Raw genomic sequence first — 20,726 nt, 5'->3', positions numbered from 1 at the left:
AAACGGTGCCGTCATGCCTGAAGCCCATCCCCTCATCCTAGCGCTGGTTTCCTACCTTGAGCACGATGCCCTGCCGACCATCGTGCTGGACACCGACTACAACATCCTCGCTGCCAACGCAGCCTATCGCCGCCAGTTCGGTAGCCATGACCAGGCGCCGCTGGGCGAAAAGTGCCACAAGGTCTCGCACCACTACGCCGTACCGTGCGACCAGGCCGGCGAACATTGCCCGATGCGCAAGGCGTGGGACAGCAAGGTACCGGAGCGGGTGTTGCACATCCATCACACGCCACGCGGGCCGGAGCATGTGGATGTCGAGCTGCGGCCTATCCTGGACGAACAGGGCAGGGTGGTGGCCTTTGTCGAACGCCTGACTACCATCACCCTTGCTTCGGCGCAGCCTCAGGAGCAGGGCTTGGTCGGCCGGGCTCCGGCCTTCAAAGCGGCCCTGGCCAGCCTGCAACGTGCGGCGCCAGCACAGATTCCGGTATTGCTGCAGGGTGAGTCGGGTACCGGAAAGGAATTGTTCGCCCGCGCGCTGCATATGGGCAGCCCCAGGGCAAACGGCCCGTTGGTGGTGGTCGACTGCACCGGCTTGACTGAATCACTGTTCGAGAGCGAATTGTTCGGCTACGAGAAGGGTGCATTCACCGGCGCCAACCAGCGCAAGATCGGCCTGGCTGAGGCAGCCCATGGCGGTACCTTGTTCCTCGATGAAATTGGCGAAGTGCCGCTGGCCATGCAAGTGAAGCTGCTGCGCCTGATCGAGTCTGGCAGCTTCCGCCCGGTGGGCAGCCTGCGTACGGTGCACTCCGATTTTCGCCTGGTATCGGCGACGCACAAACCGCTCAGGCAAATGGTTGCCGAGGGTAGCTTCCGCGAAGACCTCTACTACCGCATCAGCGGTTTCCCGATTCGTCTGCCGGCGCTGCGCGAGCGGGTCGAGGATCTGCCCTTGCTGGCGCTGAGCCTGCTGCAACGCATGGCCGGCAAGTCGACGCCCAGCTTGAGCGACGGTGCCTTGCAGCAGCTTGGGTTGCACCCGTTCCCGGGCAACATTCGCGAGCTGCGCAATATTCTGGAGCGGGCGCGATTGTTTGCTGATGACGGGGTGATTCGGCCGGAGCATTTGCCGGAAGACATTGAGCCAATGCCGGTCATGAAGTCAGGCGGACGGCGTAATGACCTAGGGGAGCTGGCGCAGGCCCTTGAGCAGTTCAAGGGGTCGCGCAGTGAGCTTGCCCTTCACCTGGGATTGAGCGAACGCACGCTGTACCGCCGCTTGAAGGCGCTCGGTCTGAATTAACCCGTTGCCTGTGCTGGCCCTATCGCTGACAGCTCCCAAAGGTACAGCGCAGATCCCAAATACAGCGCAACACCTGTGGGAGCGGGTTTACCCGCGAAGAATGTGACGCGGTGCATGGCACCGGCCTCGCCGGTGTTCGCGGGTGAACCCGCTCCCACAGGTATGGCGAAAGCCTAGAGACCCTCGTATACCTTTACCCGACCTTTACCTCTGTCCTGACATTAAGTACCCAAATCCATGGTCTGATGAGTTAACCGCACAGAGGACCGCAACAAATGAAGAAAACCCTAACCGTGATCTGCGCCGCGCTCATGCTCAGCGCACCTCTGGCCAGCTTCGCCCAGCCAGGCCCGCCTGACCGGCATGATGGCGGCCCATCGCATCAGGGCAACCCGCCACATGGCCAACCACAGCAACAAGGTCGCCATGACAATGGCCGTGGCCCGGCGTACCGCGACCCGAACTTCCGCCCACAATAAGGCATGCCGGTACCCCATCAACAGTGGCAGCGTGGGCATGCGGTCGACCCGCATTACCGTGGCGACCGTTACTGGGTGACCGACTGGAAAGCACGCCACCTGTATGCACCGCCGCGCGATCACCGCTGGTTGTATGTGAACGGAGACTATGTGCTGGTAGCGATTGCCAGTGGCGTAATCGTCAACATTCTTACTGGCTACTGAAGGCCTGTTCCACGTGGAACGTTGAATAGTTTCTAAGCGATTTCGCCAAACCTTGCATGTAGTCCCACCTTGGGACTACACTGCAAACCATGAAGATTATCGCCATCAGCCAGTTGAAATCGTTTTGGGAAATGTACCCAAAAGCTGAACAGCCATTACGCGCATGGGTAGACGAAACCAGGAACGCTAAATGGGTCAGCCCTGATGCCATCAAGAGCCAATACCGTAACGCAAGCATCCTGAAAGGCAGGCGCGTGGTCTTCAATATCAAAGGTAACGATTACAGGCTGGTGGTAGCCGTTGCCTACCGCTTTGGAGCGGTCTACATAAAATTTGTTGGCACGCACGAGGATTACGACAAAATCGACGCAAACACTGTGGAGATGGAGTGACCATTTATGAACATCCGCCCAATCCGCAACGATGACGATTACCGGGCTGCACTCAAGGAGATTTCTCCGCTGTTTGAGAGTGAGCCAGAACCTGGCACGCCAGAGGGAGATGCTTTTGAGGTCATGATCACCTTGATCGAGGCTTACGAGAGCAAGCATTTTCCAGTGGAGTTGCCAGACCCGATCGAGGCCATCAAGTTCCGCATGGAACAGTCCGGCCTCACCGCTGCCGATCTGGCTCCTGCCATCGGTAAGACAAACCGGGTCTATGAAGTGCTGAACCGTAAGCGCTCTTTGACGCTGCCCATGATATGGAAGCTGCACGATCTGTTTGGCATTCCGGCAGAAAGCCTGATCAAGCCCGTGAAGATGGCTTAGGGCCCGCCCGGAATATATTTCATTCCTGGGGATCAAAAAGCAGAACGCCAGTAATACTGGGGTTCGTTTAATTTGCCTTCGAGTGTAGATACAGGAGCTTTGCGATCGCCCGCTAGAGCAGTTTCTTAGTGGCCAGGCTGTCGACCATCCTGTACCCCATCGTCTTATAGCCCATCTTGCGCTTTTCCCAAATTCGCATTAATGCGACGTTGCCCTCATCCACAAAATCGATTACTTGTACGCGAGAGGTGCACGTCGTCAAGCTCGCGCTGGGAACCGGAGCCCAACAACACCATTTTGTTGGCTTCAACAAAATGGTCGTGAAGTGCTGGGGTATGACTCACCCTCATGGGTTACAAATCAGTTCACCTACCTAGGTCGCTGGCCAATGGGGTCCTCGATCATCGGCTTCAAAATATAAAGCCCCGGCACTAGGCCGGGGCTTTAATTTTATGGACTTTCTGATACTGATTCTTTCGAAAGGCGATTGAATCAGAAGTCCAGGTTCGAAACCGACAGCGCATTACTTTCAATGAAGTCACGGCGAGGTTCGACCGCATCACCCATCAGGGTGTTGAAGATCTGGTCGGCTGCGATCGCATCTTCGATGGTGACCTTGAGCATACGGCGCACGGTTGGGTCCATGGTTGTTTCCCACAGCTGGTCAGGGTTCATCTCACCCAGCCCTTTGTATCGCTGAATGGTATGACGCTTGGTGGTCTCGTTCATCAGCCAGTCCAGGCCTTCCTTGAATTCGACAATCGCCTTGCGGCGCTCCCCACGTTGAACGTAGGCACCTTCACCCAGCAAGCTGGACAGCTTGGAACCGATGTTGACCACTGTACGGTAGTCGTTGCTGCCGAAGAAGTCGCGGTTGAAGGTGACGTAGCTGGCCAGACCGTGGGAAGTCACTTCCACTTCCGGCAGCCAGACGTTGCGCTCCTTGTCTTCGCGCAGGCTTGCCTTGTACACCAGGCCAGACTTCTGGCTGTTGTTCAAACGCTCCTGGAACTTGCTCAGCCACGACTGCATCACAGCATGGTCGCCCAACTGATCCAGCGTAACTTCAGGCAGGTAGATGAAGTGCTCGGTCAGCTCTTCCGGATACAGGCGAGACAGACGCTTGAGCGTCTTCATCACACTGCGGAACTCATTGACCAGCGCCTCGAGCTGCACACCGGAAACTGCTGGCGCCGATTCGTCCAGGTGCAGGCTGGCATCTTCCAGGGCCGACTGGGTCATGTACTCTTCCATGGCCTCGTCGTCCTTGATGTACTGCTCCTGCTTGCCTTTCTTCACCTTGTACAGCGGTGGCTGGGCAATGTAGATGTAGCCGCGCTCGACCAGCTCCGGCAACTGACGGAAGAAGAAGGTCAGCAGCAGGGTACGGATGTGCGAACCGTCAACGTCAGCATCGGTCATGATGATGATGTTGTGATAACGCAGCTTGTCGATGTTGTACTCTTCGCGACCGATACCGCAGCCCAGCGCCGTGATCAGCGTGCCCACTTCCTGGGACGAAATCATCTTGTCGAAGCGCGCTTTCTCGACGTTGAGGATTTTACCCTTCAGCGGCAAGATCGCCTGGGTACGACGGTTACGGCCTTGCTTGGCCGAGCCACCTGCGGAGTCACCCTCCACCAGGTACAGTTCGGAAAGGGCAGGGTCCTTCTCCTGGCAGTCCGCCAGTTTGCCTGGCAGGCCGGCGATATCCAGCGCACCTTTGCGACGAGTCATCTCACGGGCTTTACGGGCCGCTTCACGAGCACGGGCAGCGTCGATCATCTTGCCAACGACGGCCTTGGCTTCGTTCGGGTTTTCCAGCAGGAAGTCGGCGAAGTATTTGTTCATCTCCTGTTCCACGGCGGTTTTCACCTCCGAGGAGACCAGCTTGTCTTTGGTCTGCGAGCTGAACTTCGGGTCCGGCACCTTTACCGAGATGATTGCGGTCAGGCCTTCACGGGCGTCGTCGCCAGTGGTTGCCACCTTGTTCTTCTTGGCCAGGCCTTCCTGCTCGATGTAGCTGTTCAGGCTACGAGTTAGCGAAGAGCGGAAGCCCACTAGGTGAGTACCGCCGTCACGCTGCGGAATGTTGTTGGTGAAGCACAGCAGGTTTTCGTTGAAGCTGTCGTTCCATTGCAGGGCGACTTCAACACCCACGCCATCGTCACGCTGAACGTTGAAGTGGAAGACCTGGGAGTTGACCGGGGTCTTGTTGGTGTTCAGGTACTCAACAAACGCACGCAGGCCGCCTTCGTACTTGAAGAACTCTTCCTTACCGCTGCGCTCATCCTTCAGCAGAATGCCAACGCCCGAGTTGAGGAACGACAACTCACGGATACGCTTGGCCAGGATGTCCCAGCTGAAGTGAATGTTCTTGAAGGTTTCAGCCGACGGTTTGAAGTGGATGTGGGTACCGGTGGTTTCGCTTTCACCGACAACCGCCATCGGCGCTTGTGGAACACCGTGAACGTAGGTCTGTTCCCAGATCTTGCCGCTGCGGCGAACGGTGAGTACCAACTTCTCGGACAGGGCGTTAACAACCGATACACCTACGCCGTGCAGACCGCCGGATACTTTGTAGGAGTTGTCGTCGAACTTACCGCCGGCGTGCAGTACGGTCATGATGACCTCAGCTGCGGAAACGCCTTCTTCTTTATGCACGTCGACCGGAATGCCGCGACCGTTGTCGCGCACACTGATGGATTCGTCCGGGTGGATGATGACGGTGATGTCATCGCAGTGACCGGCGAGGGCTTCGTCGATCGAGTTGTCGACCACTTCGAAGACCATGTGGTGCAGGCCGCTACCATCATCGGTGTCGCCAATGTACATGCCGGGACGCTTGCGTACGGCATCCAAACCTTTCAGCACCTTGATGCTGGAGGAGTCGTACGTTTGATTTTCGCTCATGCCTTCACTCCCGATGGTCGTGGGTCTGGGTGATACGGCCTTGTTCCACGTGGAACAAAGCAACTGGCGTTTCCGTCTGCCAGCCTTCCCTCAGTAATTCGTGATCTACACAGGTGATGAACACCTGGCAGCGTAATTCTTCAAGCAAGCGGCACAGTGCGCGGCGATGCTGGTCGTCCAGTTCGGACGGCAAGTCATCCACGAGATAAATACAGTGACCGCGGCGAGCCTGGCTAACGAGGTGGCCTTGGGCAATGCGCAATGCGCATACCACCAGCTTTTGCTGACCACGCGACAGAATGTCGGCTGCATTGTTGGCAGCCAGACGAAGACGCAGATCAGCACGCTGCGGACCGGCCTGGGTATGGCCCATCTGCTGATCGCGAAGGAGAGAGGAGGCGAGTACTTCTTGCAGTTCCCGATCCTTGTCCCAGCCTCGGTAGTAGCTCAGGGTCAACCCGTCCAGCTCGACCAGTTCGCTCAGGGTTCGCTCGAAGACGGGCTTCAAGGCCTTGATGTAGTTGCGACGGTATTCATCTATTTCCGCGCTGGCCAGGCACAATTCCCGGTCCCAAGCGGCTTGCGAAGCTGGGTCAAGTGTACCATGCCGCAACCATGAGTTCCGCTGCCGCAGCGCCTTCTGCAGCCGTTGCCAGGCAGGCAGAAAACGAGGTTCCACGTGGAACACCCCCCAATCCAGGAACTGGCGGCGTATTTTCGGCGCCCCCTCCAGAAGACGGAAACTGTCTGGGTTGATGAGCTGAAGCGGTAACAACTCTGCCAACTGGGCAGCGCTGCGCGCATTCTGCCCGTCGATGCGAATAGTAAATTCCCCCTGGCGCTCCCGAGAAACACCCAGGTTGCTGGTGCCACCCTCGGTCAACTCCACCTCACCAAACACGGTACAAGCAGGCTGTTCGTATTGAATGACCGGGTTCAAGCGGGTGCTACGGAAAGACCGCGCCAGCCCAAGCAAATGTACGGCTTCGAGCACGCTGGTCTTGCCGCTGCCATTATCGCCGTAAAGGATGTTGATGCGGGGGGAAGGTAAGAGAGTCACCGGGTGCAGGTTGCGCACCGCGGTGACCATGATACGTCGAAGGGACATGTCGCCTGCTACGGTTACAGGCGCATCGGCATGACAACGTAGGAAGAATCGTCGTTGCCAGCTTCCTGCAGCAGGGCACTGCTGTTGGAATCAGACAAAATCAGACGAACTTGCTCTGTAGTCATCACCCCCAGCACGTCCAGCAGGTAGCTGACGTTGAAGCCGATTTCCAGCGAACTACCTTCGTAGTCCACGCTGATTTCTTCTTCCGCTTCTTCCTGCTCGGGGTTGTTCGCCTGGATCTTCAACTGGCCAGCAGCCAGTTGCAGGCGAATACCACGGTACTTCTCGTTGGAGAGGATCGCGGTACGGCTGAAGGCTTCACGCAGGGCCTGACGGTCACCGACCACCAGTTTGTCGCCACCTTTAGGCAGTACGCGCTCGTAATCAGGGAACTTGCCGTCCACCAACTTGGAGGTAAAGGTGAACTCGCCGGTGGTCGCACGGATGTGATGCTGGCCCAGGACGATGCTAACCATGCCTTCCGGGTCGGTTAGCAGGCGCGCCAGTTCCAGGATACCTTTACGTGGCACGATGACCTGGTGGCGATCATCCTGCTCGATCGGCGCAGTCATGGAGCACAGCGCCAAGCGGTGGCCATCAGTCGACACTGCACGCAGGGTGTTGCGGGAAACCTCAAGCAGCATGCCGTTGAGGTAGTAACGCACATCCTGCTGAGCCATGGCGAAGCTGGTACGCTCGATCAAGCGGCGCAGCTTGCTCTGCTCCAGGTTGCAGGTCAGCGAGCCCGGGCCTTCTTCCACAGTCGGGAAGTCGTTCGCTGGCAGGGTCGACAAGGTGAAGCGGCTGCGGCCGGCCTTGACCAACAACTTCTGCTCATCGACCTTGATATCGATCAGGGCGTCGTTCGGCAGGCTTTTGCAGATGTCCATCAGCTTGCGCGCCGGGACAGTGATCTCGCCAGGCTCAGCCGGCTCTTCCAGTTGCACGCGGCCTACCAGTTCGACTTCCAGGTCGGTACCGGTCAACGACAGTTGCTGGCCTTGCACGACCAGCAATACGTTGGACAGGACCGGCAAGGTCTGACGGCGCTCGACGACACCGGCGACCAGTTGCAGGGGTTTCAACAGGGCTTCGCGTTGAATGGTGAAATGCATGGTCTAGTCCCTTGCCTTCAATTAGCTGCGCAAACGGCCATCAGGTCGTCAGCGTCCGCAGCAGGTTCTTGTAGTCCTCGCGGATGTCCGCGTCGGATTCCTTCAGTTCGTTGATCTTGCGGCAGGCGTGCAGCACGGTCGTATGGTCGCGACCACCGAACATGTCGCCGATTTCCGGCAGACTGTGGTTGGTCAGCTCCTTGGACAGGGCCATGGCCACCTGGCGCGGGCGCGCAACAGAGCGCGAACGGCGCTTGGACAACAGATCGGAGATCTTGATCTTGTAGTACTCGGCGACGGTACGCTGAATGTTATCCACACTGACCAGTTTGTCTTGCAGCGCCAGCAGGTCTTTCAGCGATTCGCGGATCAGCTCGATGGTGATGTCACGGCCCATGAAGTGCGAGTGGGCGATCACCCGCTTCAGTGCACCTTCCAGCTCACGGACGTTGGAGCGAATACGCTGGGCAATGAAGAAGGCTGCGTCATGCGGCAGCTCGACCTTGGCCTGGTCGGCTTTCTTCATCAGGATCGCCACGCGGGTTTCCAGCTCTGGCGGCTCGACAGCCACCGTCAGGCCCCAGCCGAAGCGCGATTTCAGGCGCTCTTCCAGGCCTTCGATCTCCTTGGGATAGCGGTCAGAGGTCAGGATTACCTGCTGGCCACCCTCAAGCAGGGCGTTGAAGGTGTGGAAAAACTCTTCCTGCGAGCGCTCTTTACGGGCAAAGAACTGGATATCGTCGATCAGCAGCGCGTCTACCGAGCGGTAGAAGCGCTTGAATTCGTTGATGGCGTTGAGCTGCAACGCCTTGACCATGTCGGCGACGAAGCGCTCCGAATGCAGGTACACCACCTTGGCGTTCGGGTTCTTCTTCAGCAGATGGTTACCCACAGCATGCATGAGGTGGGTTTTGCCCAAACCTACGCCGCCATAAAGGAACAGCGGGTTGTAGCCATGCTTGGGGTTATCTGCCACCTGCCAGGCGGCTGCACGTGCCAGTTGGTTCGACTTACCCTCGACGAAAGTGTCGAAGGTAAAGGTCCGGTTCAGGTAGCTGGTGTGCTTGAGCGCGCCTTCAACCTGCACGGTGCGCTGCTCGGCCCGGCCACTGGCAGCGGGTGCTGCAGCAGGTTCGGCCATGGCATCGAAGCTATCACGTGAAGACGGCTCGGCCAGTTGATCGACCAGCACAGGTTCGGCTGGGGCCAGGGCAACCGGTTCGGCCGCAGCTGCCAGCGGAGCGGCCTTGGGGGCCTGGCTCTGCGCCAGCGAAGCGGCCACGGCGGCACTGACCGGCGCGTTGGGCGCAGCCCGTGGCGCCGAACTGCGGCGGCTACCTATTAATAAGGAAAGGGCAGGTGCTATGCCGCTGCCGTTCTCGCCCAACAGCTCGAGCAAGCGGCCCAGGTACTTTTCATTGACCCAATCGAGAACGAAACGGTTAGGCGCATAGACGCGCAACTCGTCGCCTTCGGCTTCGACCTGTAGCGGACGGATCCAGGTGTTGAATTGCTGGGCAGGCAGTTCATCGCGCAGAAGCTCCACGCACTGCTGCCAAAGTTCCACTGACACGGATATCCCCTGAGTTTGAAAGCCGGATGAGGCAAAAACAAACCGCCATTGTACCGGTCGAGCGTTCAGTTATCCACATGTGGACACGTTAGGAACCATGACAAAACAGCCATTTATCGACCAAATCGGCTTGGCGGCCATGTGAATAAGGCCTGTGGATAACCGCCCACGAGGGCTATGCACAACCCTGAGGTCAGTCCTGTTGATAACTCATCTGTGGATAATCGACATTTTAATCCACAGGTTTCGACCACGTAGAAAACAAGCGCAGCACCGGTTCAGAACAACCTTATGAAACTCTGTACAGTGCATGAATACTGGCCTAGAGCTTGTTATCCACAGAAACTTATCCACTTAAGATTTATAGATTTTTCAGAAAAGCTTTTTATATGTCTCTTCTTTTTTTTCATGTTGTCCCCGATTCGTGTGTCCGATCAAGCACCCTCTGGTGATGTACCAACCAGCACCGTCCATCACGTGCTCTATAGGGAAAGACTGGTTGGAAATTGACCTACGGGCTTGCTTTCTCTAGAATCGCCGGTCTCTTAAAAAGGGGGCCATCCCGGCCCGTCGTCGACAAACCAGGTAACACGCCATGAAACGTACTTTCCAACCAAGCACCATCAAGCGCGCGCGCACTCACGGTTTCCGTGCCCGTATGGCTACCAAGAACGGCCGCGCTGTCCTGTCGCGTCGTCGTGCCAAAGGCCGTAAGCGTCTGGCCATTTGATTTTTCGGCACAGGTGGTGAGTCAGGACTTCAGTCGGGAAAAGCGACTGCTTACACCCCGACATTTCAAAGCGGTCTTCGACTCCCCAACCGGCAAGGTTCCAGGGAAAAACCTGCTGATCCTTGCTCGCGAGAACGGCCTTGATCACCCACGCCTCGGCCTGGTGATCGGCAAGAAGAGCGTCAAGCTCGCCGTTCAACGCAATCGCCTCAAGCGCTTGATGCGCGATTCCTTTCGTCTGAACCAGCAAATGCTTGCCGGGTTGGACATTGTGATCGTCGCGCGCAAGGGATTGGGTGAGGTAGAAAACCCGGAATTGCACCAACACTTTGGCAAACTCTGGAAACGCCTGGCGCGCAGCCGGCCAACACCAGCAGTCACCGCCAATTCGGCAGGGGTAGACAGCCAAGATGCGTAAACTGGCGCTCGTTCCGATCCAGTTTTACCGTTATGCCATTAGTCCTCTGATGGCCAGCCACTGTCGTTTCTTCCCCAGCTGCTCCTGTTATGCATATGAAGCCATCGAAAACCATGGCCTCTGGCGTGGTGGGTGGCTGGCCGTTCGTCGCCTGGGGCGTTGTCATCCGTGGAATGACGGCGGTTTCGACCCCGTTCCACCCGCTCCTTCCTCCCGAACTTCTTCGATAGCCGAGTAATCATGGATATTAAACGCACGATCCTGATCGCCGCGCTGGCAGTCGTGTCCTACGTCATGGTCCTGAAGTGGAACGATGACTACGGCCAGGCTGCCCTGCCGACTCAGAATACTGCTGCCAGCACTGTTGCTCCGGGCTTGCCCGATGGCGTGCCGGCCGGTAACAACGGTGCCAGCGCCGATGTACCGAGCGCCAACGCCGAATCGAGCCCTGCCGAACTGGCACCGGCCGCACTCAGCAAGGACCTGATCCGCGTCAAGACCGACGTCCTGGAACTGGCTATCGATCCGGTCGGTGGTGACATCGTCCAACTGAACCTGCCGCAGTACCCACGCCGTCAGGACCACCCGGACATTCCGTTCCAGTTGTTCGACAACGGTGGTGAGCGTGTCTACCTGGCACAAAGCGGTCTGACCGGCGCCAACGGCCCGGACGCTCGCGCCAGCGGTCGCCCGCTGTATGCTGCCGAACAGAAGAGCTACCAGCTGGCTGATGGCCAGCAACAACTGGTGGTCGACCTGAAGTTCAGCGACAACGGCGTCAACTACATCAAGCGCTTCAGCTTCAAGCGCGGTGAGTACGACCTGAATGTCAGCTACCTGATCGACAACCAGAGCAGTCAGGCGTGGAGCGGCAACATGTTTGCCCAGCTCAAGCGTGACGCCAGCGGTGACCCGTCTTCGAGCACTGCCACCGGCACCGCGACCTATCTGGGTGCAGCCCTGTGGACAGCTTCCGAGCCTTACAAAAAGGTCTCGATGAAGGACATCGACAAAGGTAGTTTGAAAGAAAATGTGTCTGGCGGCTGGGTTGCCTGGCTGCAGCACTACTTCGTAACCGCCTGGATTCCGGCTAAATCGGACAACAACGTTGTCCAGACCCGCAAGGACAGTCAAGGCAACTACATCATCGGCTACACCGGCCCGGCTCTTAACGTACCCGCAGGTGGCAAGGTTGAAACCAGCGCCATGCTGTACGCCGGTCCGAAGATCCAGTCCAAGCTGAAAGAGTTGTCCCCAGGCCTGGAACTGACTGTCGACTACGGCTTCCTGTGGTTCATCGCTCAGCCAATCTTCTGGCTGCTGCAACATATCCACAGCCTGTTGGGTAACTGGGGCTGGTCGATCATTGTCCTGACCATGCTCATCAAAGGCCTGTTCTTCCCGCTGTCGGCTGCCAGCTACCGCTCCATGGCGCGCATGCGTGCCGTTGCGCCGAAGCTCGCCGCACTGAAGGAACGCTTCGGTGACGATCGCCAGAAGATGTCCCAGGCGATGATGGAGCTGTACAAGAAAGAGAAGATCAACCCGTTGGGCGGATGCTTGCCGATCCTGGTGCAGATGCCGGTGTTCCTGGCCCTGTACTGGGTACTGCTGGAAAGCGTGGAAATGCGCCAGGCCCCATGGATGCTGTGGATTACCGACCTGTCGATCAAGGATCCGTTCTTCATCCTGCCGATCATCATGGGCGCTACCATGTTCATCCAGCAGCGCCTGAATCCGACGCCGCCGGATCCGATGCAGGCCAAGGTAATGAAAATGATGCCAATCATCTTCACCTTCTTCTTCCTGTGGTTCCCAGCTGGTCTGGTGCTGTACTGGGTTGTGAACAACTGCCTGTCGATTTCGCAGCAGTGGTACATCACCCGTCGCATCGAAGCAGCAACGAAAAAAGCTGCTGCCTGACGGGCTGATACGCTAGCCTGTGAATAAAAAACGCCCCCTAGTGGGGCGTTTTTGCTATCTGTCGTTTTTGTCGTAGAGGCTTTCGAGCATGAACACTGTGCGTGAAACCATCGCCGCCATCGCTACTGCCCAGGGCCGCGGTGGTGTGGGTATTGTCAGGTTGTCCGGCCCTCTGGCGGCCAAGGCTGGCCAGTTGATAACCGGTCGTACACTTACCCCGCGGCACGCCCACTATGGCCCGTTCCGCGATGAGGAAGGGCTGGTGCTGGACGAGGGGATCGCGTTGTTCTTCCCCGGGCCGAATTCGTTCACCGGTGAAGATGTGCTGGAACTGCAGGGGCACGGTGGCCCGGTGGTCCTGGACATGCTGCTGCAGCGCTGTGTACAAGTGGGCTGCCGCCTGGCCCGCCCGGGCGAGTTCAGCGAGCGCGCATTTCTCAACGACAAGCTCGACCTGGCCCAGGCAGAAGCCATCGCCGACCTGATCGAGGCCAGCTCCAGTCAGGCCGCGCGCAACGCGCTGCGCTCATTGCAGGGGGAGTTCTCCAAGCGTGTGCACAGCCTGACTGAGGCGTTGATTGCCCTGCGTATCTACGTCGAGGCAGCAATCGACTTCCCCGAAGAGGAAATCGACTTCCTTGCCGATGGCCATGTGCTGTCGATGTTAGATGCGGTGCGTGGCGAGTTATCCACCGTGCAGCGTGAAGCCGGGCAGGGTGCCTTGCTGCGTGACGGCATGACCGTGGTCATCGCTGGCCGGCCGAATGCTGGCAAATCCAGCCTGCTGAACCAGCTCGCCGGACGCGAAGCGGCTATCGTTACCGATATCGCCGGCACCACCCGGGATATCCTGCGTGAACATATCCACATCGACGGCATGCCGCTGCATGTGGTTGATACAGCCGGTTTGCGCGATACCGATGACCATGTGGAAAAGATCGGCGTGGAACGCGCGTTGAAGGCCATTGGCGAGGCTGACCGGGTGTTGCTGGTGGTCGACTCCACCGCGCCCGAGGCCAGCGACCCGTTCGCGTTGTGGCCCGAGTTTCTCGACCAGCGGCCAGACCCGGCCAAGGTTACGCTGATTCGCAACAAGGCCGACCTGAGTGGCGAGCAGGTGGGGCTGGAACTTTGCGATGACGGGCATGTGACCATTACCCTCAGTGCCAAGGGCAATGATGCAGGCCTGCAGCTGCTACGCGACCACCTGAAGGCCTGCATGGGTTATGAACAGACTGCCGAGAGCGGTTTCAGCGCCCGCCGGCGCCATCTGGATGCGTTGCGCCAGGCCAGTGAGCACCTGGAGCACGGTCGTGCACAACTGACATTGGCGGGCGCAGGAGAGCTGTTGGCGGAAGACCTGCGCCAGGCGCAGCACGCGTTGGGCGAGATCACCGGGGCATTCAGTTCGGATGATTTGCTGGGGCGAATCTTCTCCAGCTTCTGTATTGGCAAATAATCCACAGTCAGGCAATGCCATAGGCCGCTTCTTCGGGAGCGGCTTTTTTTTGCCAGAAATTCGTTGCGGAAGATGACCGTAGTCAGGTTAAGCGTTTACCTGTGGGAGCGGGCGTGCCCGCGAAGGCGCCGGTCCAGCCAAAAATTTTCAGCGATTGCACCGGCCTCTTCGCGGGCACGCCCGCTCCCACCTTGTCCGTACCTGGCCGCAAATCTGAATCTTCTTTCATCCACAGGCATAAATCTGGCTTCAGGAGCCCTGTGGAAAACCCGCCTTCAGCTCCGTTGATAAGCATGCTTTTTTTCTGAGGACAAAACCGCCTGTGGGTAAACAGGCGTTTAATCCACAGGCTAAATCGCGTTATCCATACCCCTTATGGCACTCCAACCACAGGGTTTAATTTCTCTGTACATGGCGTAATTCATGGTCTACAAAGGTTTATCCACAGATAAGGCTGTGCATAAGAATAAACATAAAAACAAAGCTTTTATAAATTTCTCTTCTTTGATTTCTGTTGTTTGCCACTCATCCACAGACTGGTCAAAATTTGCTCAGACGGTTTCTTTAAGGGGGGTGAAGTCCCTATACTTGTCCGCTTACCTTCTCTATTCGCAAAAACAGGCACGAGGTGCGTGGTGGATTTCCCTTCCCGTTTTGAAGTGATCGTCATCGGCGGCGGCCATGCCGGTACCGAGGCTGCGCTTGCGTCTGCACGCATGGGTGTAAAAACCCTGCTGCTGACCCATAACGTGGAAACCCTCGGTCACATGAGCTGCAACCCCGCCATCGGCGGTATTGGCAAAAGCCATCTGGTGAAAGAGATCGATGCGCTCGGCGGCGCCATGGCGCTGGCCACCGACAAGAGCGGCATCCAGTTCCGCGTTCTGAACAACCGCAAGGGCCCGGCCGTACGCGCCACCCGTGCACAGGCGGACCGCGCCATCTACAAGGCAGTGGTGCGTGAAATCCTGGAAAACCAGCCAAACCTGTGGATATTCCAGCAGTCCTGCGACGACCTGATCGTCGAGCAGGACCAGGTCAAGGGCGTGGTTACCCAGATGGGCCTGCGTTTCTTCGCCGAATCGGTGGTACTGACCACCGGTACTTTCCTCGGCGGCCTTATCCACATTGGCTTGCAAAACCATTCCGGCGGTCGTGCCGGCGACCCGCCTTCGATTGCACTGGCCCACCGTATGCGTGAATTGCCGCTGCGCGTCGGCCGCCTGAAAACCGGTACCCCGCCACGCATCGATGGCCGCTCGGTAGACTTCTCGGTCATGACCGAGCAGCCGGGTGATACGCCGATCCCGGTGATGTCGTTCATGGGCAATGCCGACATGCACCCGCGCCAGGTGAGCTGCTGGATCACCCACACCAACGCGCGTACCCACGAAATCATTGCCTCGAACCTTGATCGTTCGCCGATGTACTCGGGTGTGATCGAAGGGGTTGGCCCGCGCTACTGCCCGTCGATCGAAGACAAGATCCACCGCTTCGCCGACAAGGACAGCCACCAGGTGTTCATCGAGCCGGAAGGCCTGACCACTCATGAGCTGTACCCCAACGGCATTTCCACTTCGCTGCCGTTCGACGTGCAGCTGGAGCTGGTGCGGTCGATCCGCGGCATGGAAAACGCCCACATCGTGCGCCCGGGCTACGCGATCGAGTACGACTACTTCGACCCGCGCGACCTGAAGTACAGCCTCGAGACCAAAGTCATCGGCGGCCTGTTCTTCGCCGGGCAGATCAATGGCACTACCGGTTACGAAGAAGCCGGTGCCCAAGGTCTGCTGGCCGGGACCAACGCCGCACTGCGGGCGCAGGGCCGTGAAAGCTGGTGCCCGCGCCGCGACGAGGCATACATCGGCGTACTGGTCGATGACCTGATTACCCTGGGTACCCAGGAGCCGTACCGCATGTTCACCTCGCGTGCCGAGTACCGCCTGATCCTGCGCGAAGACAACGCCGACCTGCGCCTGACCGAAAAGGGCCGTGAACTGGGCCTGATCGATGACCAGCGCTGGGCCGCGTTCTGCGCCAAGCGCGATGGCATCGAGCGCGAAGAACAGCGCCTGAAGTCGACCTGGGTACGGCCGAACACCGAGCAAGGCCAGGCCATTGTGGATAAGTTCGGCACCCCACTCAGCCACGAGTACAGCCTGCTGAACCTGCTGGCGCGCCCGGAAATCGACTATGCCGGCCTGATTGAGGCGACCGGCGGTGCAGCCATCGACCCACAGGTCGCCGAGCAGGTTGAAATCCGCACCAAGTACGCTGGCTACATCGACCGCCAGCAGGATGAAATCGCCCGGCTGCGCGCCAGCGAAGATACCCGCCTGCCTGTGGATATCGACTACACGACGATTTCCGGCCTGTCCAAGGAGATCCAGGGCAAGCTGGGCCAGACCCGCCCGGAAACCTTGGGCCAGGCTTCGCGCATCCCGGGCGTGACCCCGGCGGCGATTTCCCTGTTGCTGATTCACTTGAAAAAACGCGGCGCTGGCCGCGAATTGGAGCAAAGCGCTTGAGTTCCCTGGTCACCCCGCAACACGCTGAAGAGTTGTCCACAGGTGCGCGCCAGCTAGGTGTCGAGCTGAGTGCCGAACAGCACGAGAGGCTGCTTGGTTATCTGGCCCTGTTGATCAAATGGAACAAAGCCTACAACCTGACTGCTGTGCGTGACCCGGACGAGATGGTTTCGCGCCACTTGCTCGACAGCCTCAGCGTCATGTCGTTTATCCACAGTGAGCGTGACAACTGGCTGGATGTTGGCAGCGGTGGTGGCATGCCAGGCATCCCGTTGGCTATCCTGCATCCGCACAAACGCGTTACCGTGCTGGACGCCAATGGCAAGAAAACCCGCTTCCTGACCCAGGTGAAAATGGAGCTGAAGCTGGACAACCTGACGGTTATCCACAGCCGGGTCGAAGCCTTCCAGCCAGCGCAACCGTTCGACGGAATCATCTCGCGTGCTTTCAGCAGCATGGAGAACTTCACCAATTGGACCCGCCACCTGGGCGACACCGGGACGCAATGGCTTGCAATGAAGGGGCTGCATCCTGCCGATGAACTGGTAGCATTGCCCGCAGACTTCACAGTGGAAAGCGAACAGGCCCTGACCGTTCCGGGTTGCCAGGGCCAGCGCCATCTGCTGATACTGCGCCGCAAGGCATGACTGGGAACACGCGCATCAATGGCTAAGGTATTCGCAATCGCGAACCAGAAAGGTGGTGTAGGCAAGACCACCACCTGTATCAATCTCGCCGCCTCGCTGGCCGCGACCAAGCGTCGTGTGCTGCTGATCGACCTCGATCCGCAGGGCAACGCCACCATGGGCAGCGGTGTGGACAAACACGAGCTCGAGCACTCGGTCTACGACCTGCTGATCGGGGAATGCGACCTGGCCCAGGCCATGCATTACTCCGAGCACGGTGGTTTCCAGCTGCTGCCGGCCAACCGCGACCTGACCGCCGCCGAGGTGGTGCTGCTGGAAATGCAGGTCAAGGAAAGCCGCCTGCGCAATGCGCTGGCGCCCATCCGCGAGAACTACGACTACATCCTCATCGACTGCCCGCCTTCGTTGTCCATGCTGACACTGAACGCCCTGGTCGCTTCCGATGGCGTGATTATCCCCATGCAGTGCGAGTACTACGCGCTGGAAGGTCTCAGTGACCTTGTGGATAACATCAAGCGCATCGCCGCCCGGTTGAACCCGGAACTGAAGATCGAAGGCCTGCTGCGGACCATGTACGACCCGCGCCTGAGCCTGAACAATGATGTTTCGGCGCAGCTGAAGGAGCACTTCGGCCCGCAGCTGTACGACACGGTCATTCCGCGCAACATTCGCCTGGCCGAGGCCCCCAGCTTCGGCATGCCGGCCTTGGCCTACGACAAGCAATCGCGTGGCGCGCTGGCTTATCTGGCCCTGGCTGGGGAACTGGTTCGCCGTCAACGCCGTCAATCACGCACTGCACAAACAACTTAAGGAATCCGTATGGCCGTCAAGAAACGGGGTCTCGGACGTGGGTTGGATGCACTGCTCAGTGGTCCTTCCGTCAGCGCGCTCGAAGAGCAGGCTGTGAAGATCGACCAGAAAGAACTGCAACACCTGCCGGTCGAGCTGATCCAGCGTGGCAAGTACCAGCCTCGCCGGGACATGGACCCGCAGGCGCTGGAAGAGCTCGCGCACTCGATTCGCACGCATGGCGTGATGCAACCGATCGTGGTGCGCCCGATCGGCGACAACCGCTACGAGATCATCGCCGGTGAGCGCCGCTGGCGCGCCACCCAGCAGGCTGGCCTGGATACCATCCCGGCCATGGTCCGCGAAGTGGCCGACGAAGCCGCCATTGCCATGGCGCTGATCGAGAACATCCAGCGCGAAGACCTCAACCCGCTGGAAGAAGCCCTGGCCCTGCAGCGCCTGCAGCAAGAGTTCGAGCTCACCCAGCAACAGGTGGCTGACGCTGTGGGCAAGTCGCGGGTGACCGTGGCTAACTTGCTGCGCCTGATTACCCTGCCCGAGGCGATCAAGACCATGCTCGCCCATGGCGATCTGGAAATGGGCCACGCCCGTGCATTGCTCGGCCTGGACGAAGATCGTCAGGAAGAGGGGGCGCGTCATGTTGTCGCACGTGGCCTCACTGTGCGCCAAACCGAGGCACTGGTTCGCCAGTGGCTCAGCGACAAGCCTGATCCGGTCGAACCGAGCAAACCTGATCCGGATATCGCACGCCTTGAACAGCGGCTCGCAGAGCGCCTGGGCTCTGCCGTGCAGATCCGCCATGGCAACAAGGGCAAGGGCCAGTTGGTTATTCGCTACAACTCGCTTGACGAGTTGCAAGGCGTGCTCGCTCACATCCGCTGAAACAATTCCTGTTGTAGCGCGCAGTCGGAAATCACTACCGAAGAGTTGAATAGGGGTTAATCCACCCCTATACTCTGCGCGCATTTTGTCGGCACAAATTATGCCAAGTCATAGCTGACTTGTTGGTCGACTTCCGAGGAGCAGTTGTGATGGAAATACGCACGCCAAACCGCCTGCCTTTCCATCGCTGGGCGGTTTTTCCGGTACTGCTGACTCAGTTTGTTGTAGCGCTGCTGGCAACGTTGGTGTTGTGGCAGTGGAAAGGGGCGGTCAGTGGATATTCAGGCCTTTGCGGAGGTTTGATTGCCTGGCTACCCAATCTGTACTTCGCCTGGAAGGCATTTCGCTTTAGCGGAGCCCGGGCAGCGCAGGCCATCGTCAAGTCGTTCTACGCTGGCGAGGCAGGCAAAATGATTTTGACGGCAGTGTTGTTTGCACTGACCTTCGCAGGAGTGAAGCCATTGGCGCCGTTAGCAGTATTCGGCGTCTTCCTGCTGACCCTCATGGTCAGCTGGTTCGCGCCACTGCTAATGAATAAAAGACTTTCGAGACCTTAGGGCGTTTGAGGCAACCATGGCAGCAGAAACCGCTTCGGGCTATATCCAGCACCACTTGCAGAACCTGACCTACGGTCAACTACCAGACGGCAGCTGGGGCTTCGCCCATTCGGCTGCAGAAGCCAAGGCAATGGGCTTCTGGGCGTTCCACCTGGACACCCTGGGCTGGTCCGTTGCGCTGGGTCTGATCTTCCTGTTCATCTTCCGCATGGCGGCCAAGAAGGCGACTTCCGGTCAGCCTGGCGGTCTGCAGAACTTCGTGGAAGTGATGGTCGACTTCGTCAACGGCAGCGTGAAGGACTCCTTCCACGGCCGTAGCCCGGTCATTGCACCGCTGGCGCTGACCATTTTCGTCTGGGTATTCCTGATGAACGCCGTCGACCTGGTACCGGTCGACTGGATTCCTCAGCTGGCCATCCTGATTTCCGGTGATCCGCACATTCCGTTCCGCGCCGTGTCGACCACCGACCCGAACGCGACCCTGGCCATGGCCTTCTGCGTGTTCGCCCTGATCATCTTCTACAGCATCAAGGTCAAGGGCCTGGGCGGCTTCATCGGCGAGCTGACACTGCACCCGTTCGGCAGCAAGAACATCTTCGTGCAGATCCTGCTGATTCCGGTCAACTTCCTGCTGGAATTCGTCACCCTGATCGCCAAACCGATCTCGCTGGCACTGCGTCTGTTCGGCAACATGTACGCCGGCGAGCTGGTGTTCATCCTGATCGCTGTAATGTTCGGCTCCGGCCTGCTCTGGCTGAGTGGCCTGGGTGTGGTGCTGCAATGGGCGTGGGCTGTGTTCCACATCCTGATCATCACCCTGCAAGCTTTCATCTTCATGATGCTGACCATCGTCTACCTGTCGATGGCGCACGAAGATAACCATTAAGACCGCCTGGCGTGTCTGATAGCCTTCCCCGCCTGTTTGGGGGGAGGGCTTAAAAAGTCCGCAAGGGCATGCTGTACCAAACGATTTGTTTTACCGCTTCAACTTAAAAACCTAACCAATACGACGTAAAAGTCGGGAGGAAAGATGGAAACTGTAGTTGGTCTGACCGCTATCGCTGTTGCTCTGCTGATCGGCCTGGGTGCTCTGGGTACCGCCATTGGTTTCGGCCTGCTGGGCGGCAAATTCCTGGAAGGCGCTGCTCGCCAGCCAGAAATGGTTCCAATGCTGCAGGTTAAAATGTTCATCGTTGCCGGTCTGCTCGACGCCGTAACCATGATCGGTGTTGGTATCGCTCTGTTCTTCACCTTCGCGAATCCGTTCGTTGGTCAAATCGCCGGCTAATCACTCGTTAACC

Annotated in this window: 20 protein-coding genes and 1 pseudogene; 16 read left to right on the top strand and 5 right to left on the bottom strand. The window is 58.5% G+C overall.

Annotation, left to right across the window (positions count from 1 at the left end; all coding sequences use genetic code 11):
- The first annotated feature begins 13 nt into the window (after positions 1–13).
- From IAE39_RS06125 to IAE39_RS06110, 4 genes and pseudogenes are all read left to right on the top strand, one after another.
- Positions 14–1,306, top strand: coding sequence for a sigma-54 interaction domain-containing protein (locus tag IAE39_RS06125; RefSeq protein WP_201200317.1), 1,293 nt, complete (start codon positions 14–16; stop codon positions 1,304–1,306).
- Positions 1,307–1,581: 275 nt separating this feature from the next.
- Positions 1,582–1,989 (top strand): annotated as a pseudogene (locus tag IAE39_RS06120) (RcnB family protein).
- 89 nt (positions 1,990–2,078) lie between these two features.
- Positions 2,079–2,381: a type II toxin-antitoxin system HigB family toxin gene (locus tag IAE39_RS06115; RefSeq protein ID WP_201200315.1), complete on the top strand. Its 303-nt coding sequence runs from the start codon at positions 2,079–2,081 to the stop codon at positions 2,379–2,381.
- A gap of 6 nt (positions 2,382–2,387) precedes the next feature.
- Complete coding sequence (locus IAE39_RS06110) at positions 2,388–2,759, top strand: helix-turn-helix domain-containing protein (protein WP_201200312.1); 372 nt, start codon at positions 2,388–2,390, stop codon at positions 2,757–2,759.
- 492 nt (positions 2,760–3,251) lie between these two features.
- Here IAE39_RS06110 and gyrB read toward each other — a convergent pair whose 3' ends face one another.
- From gyrB to dnaA, 4 genes are read right to left on the bottom strand one after another with little or no spacing between them, the layout of a single operon-like run.
- A complete protein-coding gene (gene gyrB / locus IAE39_RS06105; RefSeq protein ID WP_201200310.1) occupies positions 3,252–5,672 on the bottom strand; it encodes a DNA topoisomerase (ATP-hydrolyzing) subunit B in 2,421 nt (806 codons plus the stop codon).
- A gap of 4 nt (positions 5,673–5,676) precedes the next feature.
- On the bottom strand, positions 5,677–6,780 hold the full coding sequence (recF, locus tag IAE39_RS06100) for a DNA replication/repair protein RecF (RefSeq protein WP_201200308.1): 1,104 nt from the start codon (positions 6,778–6,780) through the stop codon (positions 5,677–5,679).
- 14 nt (positions 6,781–6,794) lie between these two features.
- The gene (dnaN, locus tag IAE39_RS06095; RefSeq protein ID WP_016712777.1) at positions 6,795–7,898 is read right to left on the bottom strand and encodes a DNA polymerase III subunit beta; all 1,104 of its coding nucleotides are present in this window, start codon (positions 7,896–7,898) and stop codon (positions 6,795–6,797) included.
- Between the two features lie 40 nt (positions 7,899–7,938).
- A complete protein-coding gene (dnaA, locus tag IAE39_RS06090) occupies positions 7,939–9,471 on the bottom strand; it encodes a chromosomal replication initiator protein DnaA (RefSeq protein ID WP_201200306.1) in 1,533 nt (510 codons plus the stop codon).
- 595 nt (positions 9,472–10,066) lie between these two features.
- Between dnaA and rpmH the strand changes: the two genes are divergently transcribed.
- The 5 genes from rpmH to mnmE all read left to right on the top strand — a co-directional run bounded on the left by rpmH (position 10,067) and on the right by mnmE (position 14,001).
- Positions 10,067–10,201 (top strand): 50S ribosomal protein L34, encoded by a 135-nt coding sequence (rpmH, locus tag IAE39_RS06085; protein WP_003253163.1) that lies wholly within the window; start codon positions 10,067–10,069, stop codon positions 10,199–10,201.
- Positions 10,202–10,214: 13 nt separating this feature from the next.
- Positions 10,215–10,619, top strand: a complete 405-nt coding sequence (gene rnpA, locus IAE39_RS06080; RefSeq protein WP_016712775.1) for a ribonuclease P protein component — start codon at positions 10,215–10,217, stop codon at positions 10,617–10,619.
- Positions 10,612–10,857 (top strand): membrane protein insertion efficiency factor YidD, encoded by a 246-nt coding sequence (yidD, locus tag IAE39_RS06075; protein WP_075046823.1) that lies wholly within the window; start codon positions 10,612–10,614, stop codon positions 10,855–10,857. The genes rnpA and yidD overlap by 8 nt, the downstream gene beginning before the upstream one ends.
- A 2-nt stretch (positions 10,858–10,859) precedes the next feature.
- On the top strand, positions 10,860–12,542 hold the full coding sequence (gene yidC / locus IAE39_RS06070) for a membrane protein insertase YidC (RefSeq protein WP_201200304.1): 1,683 nt from the start codon (positions 10,860–10,862) through the stop codon (positions 12,540–12,542).
- Positions 12,543–12,630: 88 nt separating this feature from the next.
- Positions 12,631–14,001: a tRNA uridine-5-carboxymethylaminomethyl(34) synthesis GTPase MnmE gene (mnmE, locus tag IAE39_RS06065; RefSeq protein WP_201200302.1), complete on the top strand. Its 1,371-nt coding sequence runs from the start codon at positions 12,631–12,633 to the stop codon at positions 13,999–14,001.
- Between the two features lie 82 nt (positions 14,002–14,083).
- Here mnmE and IAE39_RS06060 read toward each other — a convergent pair whose 3' ends face one another.
- Positions 14,084–14,296, bottom strand: coding sequence for a hypothetical protein (locus tag IAE39_RS06060; RefSeq protein ID WP_201200295.1), 213 nt, complete (start codon positions 14,294–14,296; stop codon positions 14,084–14,086).
- A gap of 340 nt (positions 14,297–14,636) precedes the next feature.
- On the opposite strand from IAE39_RS06060, the gene mnmG reads away from it, so the two are divergent.
- The 7 genes from mnmG (at position 14,637) to atpE (ending at position 20,713) form a co-directional block, all read left to right on the top strand.
- A complete protein-coding gene (gene mnmG / locus IAE39_RS06055; RefSeq protein WP_201200293.1) occupies positions 14,637–16,529 on the top strand; it encodes a tRNA uridine-5-carboxymethylaminomethyl(34) synthesis enzyme MnmG in 1,893 nt (630 codons plus the stop codon).
- Positions 16,526–17,176: a 16S rRNA (guanine(527)-N(7))-methyltransferase RsmG gene (gene rsmG / locus IAE39_RS06050; RefSeq protein WP_201200291.1), complete on the top strand. Its 651-nt coding sequence runs from the start codon at positions 16,526–16,528 to the stop codon at positions 17,174–17,176. Before mnmG ends, rsmG begins: the two co-directional genes overlap by 4 nt.
- An 18-nt stretch (positions 17,177–17,194) precedes the next feature.
- Positions 17,195–17,986: a ParA family protein gene (locus IAE39_RS06045; RefSeq protein ID WP_012274913.1), complete on the top strand. Its 792-nt coding sequence runs from the start codon at positions 17,195–17,197 to the stop codon at positions 17,984–17,986.
- Positions 17,987–17,995: 9 nt separating this feature from the next.
- Positions 17,996–18,868 carry a ParB/RepB/Spo0J family partition protein gene (locus IAE39_RS06040; RefSeq protein WP_201200289.1) on the top strand — a complete coding sequence of 291 codons (873 nt, stop codon included), beginning with the start codon at positions 17,996–17,998 and terminating at the stop codon, positions 18,866–18,868.
- A 149-nt stretch (positions 18,869–19,017) separates the two neighbouring features.
- On the top strand, positions 19,018–19,425 hold the full coding sequence (locus IAE39_RS06035; RefSeq protein ID WP_201200285.1) for a F0F1 ATP synthase subunit I: 408 nt from the start codon (positions 19,018–19,020) through the stop codon (positions 19,423–19,425).
- A 16-nt stretch (positions 19,426–19,441) separates the two neighbouring features.
- Positions 19,442–20,311, top strand: a complete 870-nt coding sequence (gene atpB, locus IAE39_RS06030; protein WP_003260030.1) for a F0F1 ATP synthase subunit A — start codon at positions 19,442–19,444, stop codon at positions 20,309–20,311.
- Positions 20,312–20,455: 144 nt separating this feature from the next.
- Positions 20,456–20,713, top strand: coding sequence for a F0F1 ATP synthase subunit C (gene atpE, locus IAE39_RS06025; RefSeq protein WP_003097235.1), 258 nt, complete (start codon positions 20,456–20,458; stop codon positions 20,711–20,713).
- Positions 20,714–20,726 lie beyond the last annotated feature (13 nt).

Origin of the sequence: Pseudomonas sp. S37, from assembly GCF_016658545.1 — a bacterium.
GTDB lineage: Bacteria > Pseudomonadota > Gammaproteobacteria > Pseudomonadales > Pseudomonadaceae > Aquipseudomonas.
Note: the sequence above shows the minus strand (reverse complement) of the source record. Positions and strands in the feature narration are given on the sequence as shown.

What these genes read in the sequence shown, in the direction of transcription:
- IAE39_RS06125 (WP_201200317.1), top strand. Translation starts at nt 14, where the DNA reads ATGCCTGAAGCCCATCCCCTCATCCTAGCGCTGGTTTCCTACCTTGAG.
- IAE39_RS06115 (WP_201200315.1), top strand. Translation starts at nt 2,079, where the DNA reads ATGAAGATTATCGCCATCAGCCAGTTGAAATCGTTTTGGGAAATGTAC.
- IAE39_RS06110 (WP_201200312.1), top strand. Translation starts at nt 2,388, where the DNA reads ATGAACATCCGCCCAATCCGCAACGATGACGATTACCGGGCTGCACTC.
- gyrB (WP_201200310.1), bottom strand. Translation starts at nt 5,672, where the DNA reads ATGAGCGAAAATCAAACGTACGACTCCTCCAGCATCAAGGTGCTGAAA.
- recF (WP_201200308.1), bottom strand. Translation starts at nt 6,780, where the DNA reads ATGTCCCTTCGACGTATCATGGTCACCGCGGTGCGCAACCTGCACCCG.
- dnaN (WP_016712777.1), bottom strand. Translation starts at nt 7,898, where the DNA reads ATGCATTTCACCATTCAACGCGAAGCCCTGTTGAAACCCCTGCAACTG.
- rpmH (WP_003253163.1), top strand. Translation starts at nt 10,067, where the DNA reads ATGAAACGTACTTTCCAACCAAGCACCATCAAGCGCGCGCGCACTCAC.
- yidD (WP_075046823.1), top strand. Translation starts at nt 10,612, where the DNA reads ATGCGTAAACTGGCGCTCGTTCCGATCCAGTTTTACCGTTATGCCATT.
- yidC (WP_201200304.1), top strand. Translation starts at nt 10,860, where the DNA reads ATGGATATTAAACGCACGATCCTGATCGCCGCGCTGGCAGTCGTGTCC.
- mnmE (WP_201200302.1), top strand. Translation starts at nt 12,631, where the DNA reads ATGAACACTGTGCGTGAAACCATCGCCGCCATCGCTACTGCCCAGGGC.
- IAE39_RS06060 (WP_201200295.1), bottom strand. Translation starts at nt 14,296, where the DNA reads ATGCTTATCAACGGAGCTGAAGGCGGGTTTTCCACAGGGCTCCTGAAG.
- IAE39_RS06045 (WP_012274913.1), top strand. Translation starts at nt 17,195, where the DNA reads ATGGCTAAGGTATTCGCAATCGCGAACCAGAAAGGTGGTGTAGGCAAG.
- IAE39_RS06040 (WP_201200289.1), top strand. Translation starts at nt 17,996, where the DNA reads ATGGCCGTCAAGAAACGGGGTCTCGGACGTGGGTTGGATGCACTGCTC.
- IAE39_RS06035 (WP_201200285.1), top strand. Translation starts at nt 19,018, where the DNA reads ATGGAAATACGCACGCCAAACCGCCTGCCTTTCCATCGCTGGGCGGTT.
- atpB (WP_003260030.1), top strand. Translation starts at nt 19,442, where the DNA reads ATGGCAGCAGAAACCGCTTCGGGCTATATCCAGCACCACTTGCAGAAC.
- atpE (WP_003097235.1), top strand. Translation starts at nt 20,456, where the DNA reads ATGGAAACTGTAGTTGGTCTGACCGCTATCGCTGTTGCTCTGCTGATC.